Source organism: Leisingera sp. ANG-M7 (assembly GCF_000813965.1).
GTDB lineage: Bacteria > Pseudomonadota > Alphaproteobacteria > Rhodobacterales > Rhodobacteraceae > Leisingera.
Window position 1 is genome coordinate 196,115 of sequence record NZ_JWLI01000016.1, and the last position, 12,379, is coordinate 208,493.

At 63.3% G+C, this 12,379-nt stretch carries 12 protein-coding genes; 2 read left to right on the top strand and 10 right to left on the bottom strand.

Going from position 1 to position 12,379, the window contains the following annotated elements:
• Positions 1–4 precede the first annotated feature (4 nt).
• Positions 5–535 carry a gamma-glutamylcyclotransferase gene (locus RA26_RS17655; protein ID WP_039185858.1) on the bottom strand — a complete coding sequence of 177 codons (531 nt, stop codon included), beginning with the start codon at positions 533–535 and terminating at the stop codon, positions 5–7.
• A gap of 67 nt (positions 536–602) precedes the next feature.
• On the opposite strand from RA26_RS17655, the gene RA26_RS17660 reads away from it, so the two are divergent.
• On the top strand, positions 603–1,601 hold the full coding sequence (locus tag RA26_RS17660; RefSeq protein ID WP_039185861.1) for a DUF2125 domain-containing protein: 999 nt from the start codon (positions 603–605) through the stop codon (positions 1,599–1,601).
• A gap of 109 nt (positions 1,602–1,710) precedes the next feature.
• Here RA26_RS17660 and RA26_RS17665 read toward each other — a convergent pair whose 3' ends face one another.
• The 5 genes from RA26_RS17665 to RA26_RS17685 all read right to left on the bottom strand — a co-directional run bounded on the left by RA26_RS17665 (position 1,711) and on the right by RA26_RS17685 (position 7,892).
• The gene (locus RA26_RS17665; RefSeq protein ID WP_039185863.1) at positions 1,711–2,529 is read right to left on the bottom strand and encodes an extensin-like domain-containing protein; all 819 of its coding nucleotides are present in this window, start codon (positions 2,527–2,529) and stop codon (positions 1,711–1,713) included.
• The gene (locus RA26_RS17670; protein WP_039185866.1) at positions 2,526–3,446 is read right to left on the bottom strand and encodes a prephenate/arogenate dehydrogenase family protein; all 921 of its coding nucleotides are present in this window, start codon (positions 3,444–3,446) and stop codon (positions 2,526–2,528) included. The genes RA26_RS17665 and RA26_RS17670 overlap by 4 nt, the downstream gene beginning before the upstream one ends.
• Complete coding sequence (gene hisC / locus RA26_RS17675) at positions 3,443–4,528, bottom strand: histidinol-phosphate transaminase (protein WP_039185868.1); 1,086 nt, start codon at positions 4,526–4,528, stop codon at positions 3,443–3,445. Before hisC ends, RA26_RS17670 begins: the two co-directional genes overlap by 4 nt.
• Before the next feature lie 122 nt (positions 4,529–4,650).
• A complete protein-coding gene (locus RA26_RS17680) occupies positions 4,651–6,297 on the bottom strand; it encodes a peptidoglycan-binding protein (RefSeq protein ID WP_039185871.1) in 1,647 nt (548 codons plus the stop codon).
• 170 nt (positions 6,298–6,467) lie between these two features.
• Entirely contained in the window at positions 6,468–7,892 is a 1,425-nt protein-coding gene (locus RA26_RS17685; protein ID WP_039185873.1) for an aminotransferase class V-fold PLP-dependent enzyme, read from the bottom strand.
• 104 nt (positions 7,893–7,996) lie between these two features.
• On the opposite strand from RA26_RS17685, the gene RA26_RS17690 reads away from it, so the two are divergent.
• Positions 7,997–8,458: an Lrp/AsnC family transcriptional regulator gene (locus RA26_RS17690; RefSeq protein WP_039185874.1), complete on the top strand. Its 462-nt coding sequence runs from the start codon at positions 7,997–7,999 to the stop codon at positions 8,456–8,458.
• A 44-nt stretch (positions 8,459–8,502) separates the two neighbouring features.
• Here the strand turns inward: RA26_RS17690 and RA26_RS17695 are convergent, their stop codons facing one another.
• The 4 genes from RA26_RS17695 to RA26_RS17710 all read right to left on the bottom strand — a co-directional run bounded on the left by RA26_RS17695 (position 8,503) and on the right by RA26_RS17710 (position 12,247).
• Complete coding sequence (locus tag RA26_RS17695) at positions 8,503–9,075, bottom strand: PA14 domain-containing protein (protein ID WP_039185877.1); 573 nt, start codon at positions 9,073–9,075, stop codon at positions 8,503–8,505.
• A gap of 163 nt (positions 9,076–9,238) precedes the next feature.
• The gene (gene rpsD, locus RA26_RS17700; RefSeq protein WP_019297863.1) at positions 9,239–9,859 is read right to left on the bottom strand and encodes a 30S ribosomal protein S4; all 621 of its coding nucleotides are present in this window, start codon (positions 9,857–9,859) and stop codon (positions 9,239–9,241) included.
• A 215-nt stretch (positions 9,860–10,074) separates the two neighbouring features.
• On the bottom strand, positions 10,075–11,136 hold the full coding sequence (locus tag RA26_RS17705; RefSeq protein WP_039185879.1) for a Hint domain-containing protein: 1,062 nt from the start codon (positions 11,134–11,136) through the stop codon (positions 10,075–10,077).
• A gap of 193 nt (positions 11,137–11,329) precedes the next feature.
• Complete coding sequence (locus RA26_RS17710; protein ID WP_039185880.1) at positions 11,330–12,247, bottom strand: LysR substrate-binding domain-containing protein; 918 nt, start codon at positions 12,245–12,247, stop codon at positions 11,330–11,332.
• Positions 12,248–12,379: the final 132 nt, after the last annotated feature.

Below are 12,379 nucleotides of genomic sequence, written 5' to 3' on the forward strand. Positions count from 1 at the left end.
GGCTTTATGCGGTGATTTCCCGCACCCGGCTTGCCAGCCAGTCCAGATCGCTGTCATGCAGGCCGATCTCGGCCAGGTGCTCCGCCGTGTTATAAAGGTATTCGGTGTTGGGACCGCGGCCGCCCACGGCATGGGCGATGATCTGGGCCTGATCCTCCAGGCTGAGGCCGCCGCAGTACTGCACATGATGCGGGTCGATCACGTAGGTGACGGCGGTGACCAAGGCACCATCCGCCAGTTCCACCTTGAGGTCGCGCTCCAGATAGGCCGAGGAGATCAGCTCGCGCTCCCGCAGCTCTGCCAGGGTCTGTTCCTCGTTGCCCGTTTCGACAGCCAGGGCAATGCCCTTGCAATGGGCGTCTTGAACGGCATCCAGCGCCAGCACCAGGCCGGGCTTTTCCTCGCTGCCGCGGTGGTGGATCGAGGACATGCAGAAGGACCGGGCATAACCGTGCAGCACCGCGACCTCGCGCCGCGCCACCGGGAAACCGGGGTTCCAAAGAAGTGATCCGTATCCGAAAACCCACATTGTCATGTCATCTGGCCCTTTCCGTGCCCTCCCTATAAACAGCAATCCTGACCCGGACAAAAGAGGCTATGCGATGCGCCTGGCAAAACTGCTGATTGCGGCCCTGCTGCTGTGGAGCCTGTATTGGGCAGCGGCCGCATGGGGGCTGAAGCGCGGCATTGCCGCCTGGTTCGAAGTGCAGGAAAACCGCGGCTGGCAGGCGGAGTATGCAGGGCTGGAGACGCAGGGCTATCCATTCCGCCACCAGACCCGGATCAGCCGCCTGGCGCTGGCGGATCCGCGCAGCGGCACTGCCTGGCGGGCGGATTGGCTGGACCTGGACAGCCCCGCCGCCTGGCCCGGGCATTTGGAGCTGCATTTCCCGGCGACGGCGCAGCGACTGTCCTATTATGACCAGACCGCGGTGACCACCGCTAACGGACTGCAGGCCAGCCTGCATCTGAAGCCTGGTGCGGCGCTGGAGCTGGAGCAGATGGCGGCTGTTGCTGACAGTTGGCAGATTGCAAGGGATGGCGAAACGGTGCTGAGCGGTGCGGCGCTGGATCTGCGGGCGGTTCAGTCGGAGAGCCTGGAAACCTACCGGATCACTGCAGACATCAGGGAGTTTGCCCCGCGGGCCGCCTGGCGGCGGCTCTTGGCGGCCAGTGCGCCGCTGCCGGAGCGCTTCGACACGCTGGCGCTTGAGATGACGGTGGCCTTTGACGCACCCTGGGACCGCTCCGCACTGGAGCAGCGGCGGCCGCAGCCGCGCCGGATTGATCTGAAGCTGGCCGATGCCCGCTGGGGCGATCTGCGGCTCAAGGCCACTGGCGCGCTGACGGTGGATGAACAGGGTCTGCCGGAGGGAGAGATTGCCCTGCAGGCGGAAAACTGGCGCGGGCTAGTGCTGATGGCTGAGCGCAGTGGCGCATTGCCCCCTTCCTTGCGCAACTCGGTGGAGCGGGTGCTGGGACTGCTGGCCGGCGCCAGCGGCAACCCGCAGAACCTGGATATCACGCTGGGGTTTGCGGACGGCTATGTCACCCTTGGTCCGCTGCCGCTGGGCTACGCACCGCGGCTGATCATCCGCTAGGCCAAACGCTGGCTCGTATCCATCCGGGAATTTTTCGCGAGGCTCTGCCTCGCGCTCCGGGGCATTGGGGGTCAGAGGAACAGGGGATCCTGGATTGCTGCCCGGGGCCTCAACGGCAATAGGTGCCGCCGCGGTGGCGAGCCACGTCCAGGTGGAAATGGTCCTTGTGATAGCGGTCCGCCTCTGGCCCCAGCACGGTACCGAAGGGGCCGCAGGCGGCGCGCCAGATCTTTTTCAGCTTCTTGCGGGTCTTGCGGTTCTGCCAGCCGTGCAGGACTGTGACAGTCTCACCGCTGGCAAGCGTAAAACCGGAGATGTCGATCGCCTTTCCCTTGCCGTGCTCCGAGATCTTGGCTCCGGGGCGGTTGTTCCGGGTGCGGCAGGCGTAATGGGCGGCAACGCGCAGAGACACCACCTTGTTGCCGCGGCCAAAGGCGGTTTCGACCTCACGGTTGATCCAGGTCTTCAGCGCCCGGGCGGTGTTGCAGGTCATCAGCGAAGCCTGGCTGAGGCGCACCCCGGCGATCTCGCGCACCCTCACCGCGTCCTTGGCACCGCAGCCCGGCAGCGTGCCAGAGACATGGCCCACATCGTCCCCCTGGATGTCGATGTCACCGCAGACCGAGCCCTTGCGGCGCTGGCGGCGTTTGAAAAGCACTTGTTCTGCCAGGCTGTCCGGGCGTGCAAATGGCTGCAAGGATGCACCGGGGGCCAGCAGCGGAAGGTCCGCGGGCCGTGAGGCTGCTGCAAGGCGCTGCTCCGAAGGCGGACGGGAGACCGGGCGCATGCCCGGCAACGGTGCTGCCGCGGCTTCAAGGCGCGCGTCCGGTACCGGACGTGCGGGCGGCTCCATCGAGGCATCCGGTGTCGAGGCCAGAGATGCCCCGCCGAACGCGGCAGCCAGGATCAGCACGCCCGCACGCATCATTTCTTCTGCCCCCGGCCGAAGTCCGGCGCGTCCGTGTCCTGGCCTGCTTCGATGATGCCGCGGCGGATGGCGCGGGTGCGGGTGAAATAATCGTGCAGGTGGTCGCCGTCGCCGGTGCGGATCGCGCGCTGGAGGGCAAACAGCTCTTCGGTGAAGCGCCCCAGGATTTCCAGCGTCGCGTCCTTGTTGGTCAGGAACACGTCGCGCCACATGGTGGGATCCGAGGCGGCGATGCGGGTGAAATCGCGGAAACCGGCGGCGGAATACTTGATCACTTCGCTGTCTGTCACCCGGCGCAGGTCATCCGCCACGCCGACCATGGTGTAGGCAATCAGGTGCGGCGTGTGCGAGGTGACGGCCAGCACCAGGTCATGGTGGTCGGCGTCCATCTCGTCGACATGCGCCCCCATGCCCTCCCAAAGCGCGCGCAGGCGGGCGGTGGCCTCGGGGTCGGTGCCTTCGACCGGGACCAGCAGCGACCAGCGGTTGTCGAACAGTTCGGCAAACCCGGATTCGGGACCGGAATGCTCAGTCCCTGCCAGCGGGTGAGCGGGGACGAAGTGCACACCGTCTGGAATATGCGGCTGCACCGCCTCGATCACATGGCGCTTGACCGAGCCGACGTCCGACACGGTCGCGCCGGGCTTCAGCACCGGCGCGATGTCTTCCATCACCGGCCCCATGGCGCCGACCGGCACACAGAGCACAATCAGATCGGCGTCCTGCACCGCTTCGCGTGCGCTGTCGCAGACGCGGTCGCAGAGGCCGATCCTGCGAGCCGTCGCACGGGTTTCTTCGCTCCTGGCATAGCCGGTAACCTCGCCTGCCAGCCCTGCGCGTTTCATCGCCCAGAACATTGAAGAAGCAATCAGGCCCAGGCCGATCAGCGCGACGCGGCCATATACTTGCTCGCTCATGCCTTGCCCTCTTTGAACGCTTTGACACCTTGCGCAATACGGCGGCAGGAGTCCTCGTCACCGATGGTAATGCGCAATGCGGTGGGCAGGTTGTAGCCCGCCACCCGGCGCACAATCAGCCCCTGCGCCTGCAGGTAAAGATCGCAGGCCTCCGCCTCCGCCTGGCTGGAAAAGCGGGCCAGAATAAAGTTGGTGCTGGAGACGTCAGACGGTACGCCGAGTTCGGCCAGCGCATTGGCCAGCCAGGCGCGCCACTTGGCATTCTCGGCGCGGCAGTGGTCCACGTAATCCGTGTCGCGCACCGATGCCTCGGCCCCGGCCAGCGCTGTGCTGGACACATTGAAGGGGCCGCGCACCCGGTTCAGCACGTTGATGATTTCCCTGGGTCCATAGCCCCAGCCGATCCGGGCGCCGCCCAAACCGTAGATCTTGGAGAAGGTGCGGGTCATGAAAACGTTGCTGCGGGAGGAAATGATGGCCGCGCCGGCATCAAAACCCTCGACATATTCCGCATAGGCGCCGTCCAGCACCAGCAGCGCACCCGCGGGGATGCCATCGGCCAGCCGGGCCACCTCGGCCTCGCTGATCATGGTGCCAGTCGGGTTGTTGGGGTTGGCGATGAACACCAGCTTGGTCCTGGCGGTGCAGCCTGCCAGCAGCGCATCCACGTCTGTAACACGCTCGCGCTCCTTCACCTCTACCGGGGTGGCGCCGGCAGCCAGCGCGCTGATCCGGTACATCGCAAAGCCGTGTTCGGTGTAAAGCACCTCATCCCCCGGGCCGGCGTAGGCCTGGCACAGGAAGGCGATAATCTCGTCGCTGCCGGCGCCGCAGATGATCTGCTCCGGTTCCAGCCCGTGCACCTCGCCGATCGCCTGCCGCAGCGCCGCGTGATCCGAGCCGGGATAGCGGTGCATATTCGCCGCCGCATCCTGCATCGCCTGAACGGCGCGCGGGCTGGGGCCAAGCGGGTTCTCGTTCGAGGAGAGCTTCACAACATTGCTCACCCCTTTCACATGGGCAGCCCCGCCCTGATACAGAGCGATGTCCATGATACCGGGCTGCGGTGTGAGTTGGGTCATAATACGGGCTCCTTAATTCCAACCCGTCATAACGGCCCAAACGCTGGCGGGGAAGCACCAAGATGACGCTTCCCCCTTGCTGCCACCCCCCAGCGGCAGCCTGCCCCGGCCGCATGCTCGCGTTAATGCGCGGCTGCGCCCTTGGGCATTTTGCGTTTGGCTTCTGCCATGATGATCTTCTGGATCTGCTTACGCAGCTCCATGTCTTTGCGCATCGCCTCATTTGCCTGCTTTTGCATGGTCGAGGCCGATTGCGAGCCATCCGCGCCGTTCAGCGCCTCGCCAGCATATTTGCTGAGCGTCTTGCCGGAAATCTGCTTGGCGATTTCGCCATAGATGGCATCCCCGTGCAGCTTGATAAAATCCTCGGTCGCCTTGGTGCCGTATTTGGCGATGAGATCCTTCTTGACCGCGCCCTCCATGGCGGCAGGGGCCAGTTTCGTCTTGAGGAACTTCTCGGCACCCGAAGTGAAACCCGAAGAGAATTTGTCGAGCACCTTGCCAGCACCTGCGGACATGATGCCCGCGGTCAGGATCTTGGCGATGCTTTCCTTGATCTCCTTGGTGTTCGGCGGGCGGCCCTTTTCGATTAGGGGCTTGGCCAGACCGATGGTTTCCTTCAAGGCTTCTGTCACCATGGCTTCGCCGGCCTTGGACTTCAGGAACTTTTCGAAAAAGACCTTCACCGCCTTTTTGGGCATCTCGCGCGAAAGCTTGGAGGCGGCGGCCTTGGCCAGGTCATCGGCAAGGCCCGCGGACAGCTTGGCCGTCAGCTTGCCACCCGCTGCGCCCGCGAGGCCCGCGATGAAGCTGTCGATGAAGACCTTCTTGGCGGCACCGTCCCAGGTGACCTTGTTGCCTGCCAGATGCTCACCCAGCTGGCCTGCACTGGATTTCAGAGCCTCGGTGCTGGCTGCCGCGATGGCGTGGGCCTTGGCCGGTGACATACCCTTGGTCGCCACAAGACGCGCTGTCATGTAGGTTTCGACCACGGCAAAGGAGACTTCCCGCACCACTTCCAGTTTCCAGACTATGCCGCCGGCCGTGGCGATCCGCTGGTCGATAAACTTTTTGAAAGCCTTGCCACCGGTGTTATAGGCCTTGGAGGCCTTCACATCCTGCTTGTAGACCTTTTTCCAGTCCGGTTTTTTCTTGCTGGTCAGTGTCTTGAGGAAGCTTGCCTCGGATCGCGCATTCAGGATCGGGGTCCAAGGCGGATCGGTCTTGTCGTTAACCATGCTGACGGCAAATTCGGTCAGCGCATTCAGAAAGGTTTCGTTGCCCTGGCGGGTATTCTCCACTTCGTTACAGAAATCCACCCAGGATTCCGCCTGGCCGTACATCATGTTGGCCTTGGCCAGAAGCTTGCGGCGCAGTTCCTCCTGACCGGCCTCGAACTCAGCAACCGTGATGAGCTTGGTTTTGCCGTTCTCGACCACCTCGACCCGCTCGATCTTGGTGTCGGCGGCATGCATTGCTGCCAGTTTGGGCAGACCCGCGTTCCAAGTGCGCATGCCGGGATCGACGATGCCGTCGGGCTTTCTGAAACCCAGCTTCTTCTTCTGGAAATCCTTGATGGTGCTTATCAGTCCGGAATCGCATTTGGTGCTGATGCCGATGGAATAGCCGTTCGCCTTGAGCATGAGGCGCACAAGTTCGACATCTGCCGGGGCATTCTTGACCGGTTTGAATTTGCTTTCGCCGGTTTTCGGGTCCGGCTTGGTAATCCGTTTCTTGTCGCCAACAGGGGCGGAAAGCTTGAGAGCCATGACGTTGCTCCAACAAAATAACTACTGTCGGAAGCCTGACATGCCCGCGGCGTGCAGTCGCGGGGGATTTGGAATAGACATTCCCCCTTTAAATACCGGGGGCGGCTGCCTACATATCACAAGTATGTGAGGTGCTTCCCTAAAGCAGGAAAGCACCCCTTGCGTTTGCTTCAGGCGGCCTGGGATTTGAACCGCGCGGTCGCAGGGTCAGCATTGTAGCGAACAGAAAATTCCCCTGCCTTCTTTGTCAGGTCATTGACGCAATCAATGATGTACTGCGCCTTCTCCTCCTCCATCAGGTAGGAGAAGTTGAGCCGAACCCAACCGGGTTTCTTCATCTCTTCCCCCGCCTGCAGGTCGGCAAACAGGGTTTCGGATTCCGGCTGCGCGATGCCCAGCAGACGGTGCGCATACGGGCCTGCACAGGCGCAGCCGCCGCGGGCCTGGATGCCGTAAACATCGCTGAGCATACGGGTGAACAGTTGCTGGTGCACCGGGTTGCCGGCCGCATCCCTGACCAGGAAAGAGAAGATCGGCAGCCGGTGCGCACCACGATGGCCGAGGATGCGCAGGCGCGGGTTGGCGGACCAGCCCTGCCAGGCCATCTGCGCGAATTTCGCCTCGCGGGATTCGATCTGCTCTTGACCCACGGCTTCCTTGACCAGAAACGCCAGCGCCGCACGGATGTCACCAATCACGTTGGGGGTTCCGGCCTCCTCGCGGGCGGCCAGGTCCTGGCTGTATTCATGCCGCCAGGGAGAAACAAAGCTGACGGTGCCGCCGCCGGGCCAGGACGGGCAGCGGCGGCGCACTGCGGTCTGGTTGACGATCAGCACGCCGGAGGCGCCGGGGCCACCAGGGAACTTGTGCGGCGAGACCACGACAGCATCTTTGCGCGCAGCGCCGCCCTGCCCCATGTCGATAGGCAAATAGGGGCCGCCGCCGGCGTAATCCCAGACCGACAGCGCGCCGTGTTCGCGCAGCAGGCGGCTGATGGGATCGGGGTCAGTCACGATGCCGGTGACGTTGGAAGCGGCAGAGAAGCTGCCGATTTTCAGCTCGCTGTCCGCATGCTGCTTCAGCGCCAATTCCAGCACCGCAAGGTCCGGGCCGCCTTCTGCGGCCTCCGGGATCTCCACCACCTCTGCCTTGCTTTCGCGCCAGGGCAGGATGTTGGAGTGATGCTCATACGGGCCGATGAAGACAACCGGGCGGGCGGCCTCGTTCACACCAAACAGGCTGACCAGCCGGTTGAGGCCCGCAGTGGCGCCGGAGCCGGTGAAGATCACCGCGTCCTGTGCAGTGGCGCCGGTGAGACGGGCGATCTCGGCCCGTGCCTCGCGGCGCAGGCGGGTCATCTGGGTGCCGCAATAGGACGCCTCAGTGTGGGAGTTGGCGTAGAAGGGCAGGACCTGGCCGACCACGAAATCCTCCACCTGGCGCAGGGCGCGGCCAGAGGCGACATAGTCGGCATAGACCAGCGGCACATCGCCATCGAGGCCGGGGATCATCACCCCGTCGCCAATCACGCTGCGGCCAAGGGTGCCGTCCTGTGCGGCTTGCCGGACTGTCTGTTTGAATGCTGCCAAGGTCATGTCGCGCCTCCGAATTCTATTGAAGAATTATGAACGGAAACTGGCGCGTAAACTTTATCAATAACTGAGTAGATATCGCATTTTTTGTGTCATATGATCGCACCATGAGCAAAAATGCTGATAAGATTGACCGCGCCATTTTGCGTGCCCTGCAACAGGATGCCAGCCTGTCCCAGCGGGAGCTGGCGGATCAAGTGGGGCTGTCGCAGAATGCCTGCTGGCGGCGGCTGAAGGCGCTGAACGAAAGCGGGCTGCTGAAGGGCTCCACCGCTCGGCTGGACCGCAAGCAGCTGGGGCTGGATCTGGTGGTGTTTGTGCTCTTGCGCACCCGGCATCATTCGGCGGACTGGCTGCAGAAGTTCCGCCGCCACGTGCTGACCATCCCGGAAGTGGTGGATTTCCACCGCATCGGCGGCGACTACGACTACCAGCTGAAAGTGGTGACCGAGGACATGGCCAGCTATGACAAGGTCTACCAGCGGCTGATCGCAGGCGTGGAGCTGGACAGCGTGACATCCTATTTTGCGATGGAAGCCATCACTGAGGGGCGCCCGCTGCCCTTGTGAGGATGCTGGCAGGGAATGCGCACCCTGCCCCGCAGTCTTGACTGTCAGTGCCCGAAGGCGCTGTCTTTCATCCATTTCGGCCGCTTGCCATCCGGCCCCATCCGCATGTGCAGGCAGGCGGTGCCAAGACGCTGGAAATAGAGGATGTCAACCGGGTACCAGCCGGCCGAGGGTACCTCGACTTGGGTGAGGATGGTGCTGTCGCAGGACTGACGGCCATCGTATTCACCCACGACCTGACCGCCGATCCTAGCCAGCAGCCCGTCGTTGGTCAGAAAGTCGATATTGTGGACACCCGGGGTGTCCAGCTTGACATAGCCGGTGATGCGGGCCGCCACATGCATCGGCCGTTTGGCAGTTAGTGTGTTCTGCCCTTCTTCGGTATCTCGGTTGTCCAGCCCGGCAATCGGACGGCCCGGTTCGCTGCTGATTTTCAGCGCTGAGGAGGCTTCGGCCAGAGTCTTCACATCCTGTGGATAAGCGTAAACCACCGCCAGGCCAGGCATGACGCCTGAGGGCTGGGGATTCGCTGGTGTGAGCTTCAGCGGTGCGGCGCCAGCCGATGCAGCCAGCACCGCGAGCGTTGCCGCGGCGGCGGCTTTCATCAAGATCTTCATTGGTCACTCCCTGATGTTTTGCCTCAGGATAGACCCAATACCGCCGCCGAGCCACCGCTTTTGGGGTGCCCGTCCGGCACGGTTCCAGCCTGGCAAACCGGCAAAGAAAAAGGGCTGCCCGAATGGACAGCCCTTCCGCCAGATGCCCCAGTGGGCAGCAGGCTTAGTTCTTGGCGTAGAATTCGACGACCAGGTTCGGTTCCATCACAACCGGGTACGGCACGTCGCCCAGACCGGGGGTGCGCACGAAGGTTGCGGTCATCTTGGAGTGGTCGGCTTCGATGTAGTCCGGAACGTCGCGCTCAGCCAGCTGGGTGGCTTCCAGAAGCGCAACCATCTGCTTGGACTTGTCGCGGACCTCAATCACGTCGCCCTCTTTCACACGGTAGGAGGGGATGTTCACGCGCTTGCCGTTCACGGTCACGTGGCCGTGGTTCACAAACTGGCGGGCAGCAAAGACGGTTGCCACGAACTTGGCGCGGTAGACGACGGCGTCCAGGCGGCGCTCCAGCAGACCGATCAGGTTTTCACCGGTGTCGCCGGTCACACGCACGGCTTCGCCGTAGATGCGGCGGAACTGCTTTTCGGTCAGGTCGCCATAGTAGCCCTTGAGCTTCTGCTTGGCGCGCAGCTGGATGCCGAAGTCGGACAGCTTGCCCTTGCGGCGCTGGCCGTGCTGCCCCGGGCCGTAGTCGCGGCGGTTGACCGGGGACTTCGGGCGGCCCCAGATGTTTTCGCCCATGCGGCGGTCGATTTTGTACTTGGCAGACGTGCGTTTGGTCACGGCTGATCTCCTTCTTAAGTTTCGAAGGGCGTTGTCCTCTTGCCTTTTCGGCATGACAGGGATCCCCTTGCGGGGGCCACCAACACCAATGAAGCCGCGCTTATATAGGGGGATGGGGCAGAGTCAACACAGTGATTGCCTGTCCGGCAGGAAATCTGCATCGCCTCCCCGCTTCTGGCCGTGAAGTAACCCTCTGCCCCTGCCGCCGAAAGGGGTCAGGCTGCCTCATGCCCCAGAATCGCCGCCTCCGTGGCGCTGAGGTTACGGCGCGCATGGGCGCCATAGGCCAGCGGATCGTGCTCCAGCTCCGGCTGCAGGTGGAACAGGCGTTCCCGGTCAGGCTGGCTGAGTGCAGTCAGCGATGTGTTGCAGGGATGGAAGCTCTCTGTTTCCACCCCGTTGGCCCAGAGCACCTGGTGATTGGCCAGCATCAGGTGAATGTAGGTGACTTCTCGCACGGAGGTGTCGGGCTGGATGGTGGAGCCATTGACCAGATCACCGGCAGCAACCAGTACCTCGGGCGTGTTGAACAGTGTCCGCACTCCGGCACCGCGCAGAAGCATCCGGTGATCAGGGGACACCAGAAGTTCCCGCTCCGGCCGGTCAATGCCCAAGGCCCCCGCCTGAATGCGGACTGGCCGCAACTGCGGCATGACGTACAGCCGTGCGCCGCTGATCCGGCGGGAACCGATCCAGAGGATTTCCTGCACGCCATTGTCCCGGGTCTGAACCTTGCCGCCTTCGCGCAGCTGCTCCACCGGCTGCGGCCCGTCAGGGGTTGCAATCCGCGTGCCAGGAGTAAAGCAGATGACCCCGGCTTCGCCGCCTGGGCGGGCTGTCCCGGCGGTGCCAAGCACGTGGTGCACGACCCACAGGTCGGTTCCGCGTGGCGGCAGCTGATCGACAAACATCAACAGCGGGTTCTGGTCCGGCCCTGCCTCAATTAGCGTTGCCGTAAAGCTTTGCACTCCATTGGTGACGACAAACCAGCTGTCCATCAGCGGCTCGTCAATTTCAACCGCATCGACATCGGTCCGGTTCTGCACCGCAGCCCCAACCAGCCTGCGCACAGAACGTGCCGCCCGGCGGCGCAACTCTGCCTCGCCGTTTGCCCCACCCAGCCGCAACAGCCCTGCAGGCCCATCCACCTGCACGGCATCTCCGTGCCAGGACCACGCCGCCCCCGCATCAAGTGCGTCCTTGGGAGCAGCCGGGAGGCCGTCGATCTCAGTTTGCGACCAGGAAATAACAAACGTGCCACGAAAGCCCGTTTTCATCTGCCTGTATGCCTGCTTCGTCTTTTATTAACGGTACGTTAACAATGTGACGCGCCACTGGAAACAGTGAGCCGTTAAAATGCCTGTGAGCGTGCCCAATGCGCACCATTTCTGGGGCATCTGGTCCTGATGCGTCCGCCTTGCCACGGAGGCAGGCGGCCAGCTGTTCACCACAACGGGCCCCTGCCCCGCTTCAGCTCATTGGAGCATAGCTGGCCCGCAGGCCGTCCGCAGCCTGGCGGACCACTTCAGCCACCTGCATCAGCTGCCGTGCCAGCGGGTTGCTGCGGCGCCAGATCATGCCAATGGTGCGCGAGGGCTGCGGATCACGGAAGCGGGAAACTGACACCACGGCAGACCGGGTTTCCACTGGCACCGCCATTTCCGGGATCAGCGTCACGCCTATTCCGGCGCTGACCATTTGCACCAGTGTCGACAAAGAACTGCCGTCCAGCAGTTCCCGCGGGGCGGCGGACTGCATATTGCAGAAGGAAAGCGCCTGATCGCGGAAGCAATGCCCCTCCTCCAGAAGCAGGAGGCGCATTTCGCGCAGGCCATCCGGGCCAGGAGCAGGGGTGCCCGCATCCTCGCCAGGGCGCACAAGGACGAAGTCCTCGGAGAACAGCGGCACCTCTTCATAGGATGGCTCAGAAACCGGCAGTGCGACGATGGCCGTGTCCAGCCGCCCCTCCCCCAATTCCTCCAGCAGCTTGGGCGTCACCGTTTCGCGAACGCGAATGTCGGCCTCGGGGTACTGACGAGTGAGCGTGCCCACGATGGAGGGCAGCAGATAGGGGGCAATGGTGGGAATCACCCCGATACGCAGCCGCCCTGCCAGCCCGTCACGCGAGGCCCGGGCCAGCTCGCCCAGCTCATCCACCGAGCGCAGGATGCCGCGCACACGGGCGGCCAGATCCTCGCCCAGGCTGGTGAGCCGCACCTGCCGGGCGCCGCGTTCCACCAGCTGCACCCCCAGTGCCTCCTCCAACTCTTTGATCTGAACAGACAAAGCCGGCTGAGAAACCGCGCAGGCATCGGCCGCGCGTCCGAAATGGCGATGCAGGGCCAGCGCCTCGAAGTAGCGCATCTGGCGAAGGGTCACGTTTATCATAGGAATTGATTATCAGAGCGATGAATAAATGCAACTTATCCCAATGGCTTTTCCCTGCTAGCCTCATGATCAGAAAGACAGGGAGACCCGGCACAGGCAGCCTGTGACCCGCTTGCATTTCCAGGCGGCACT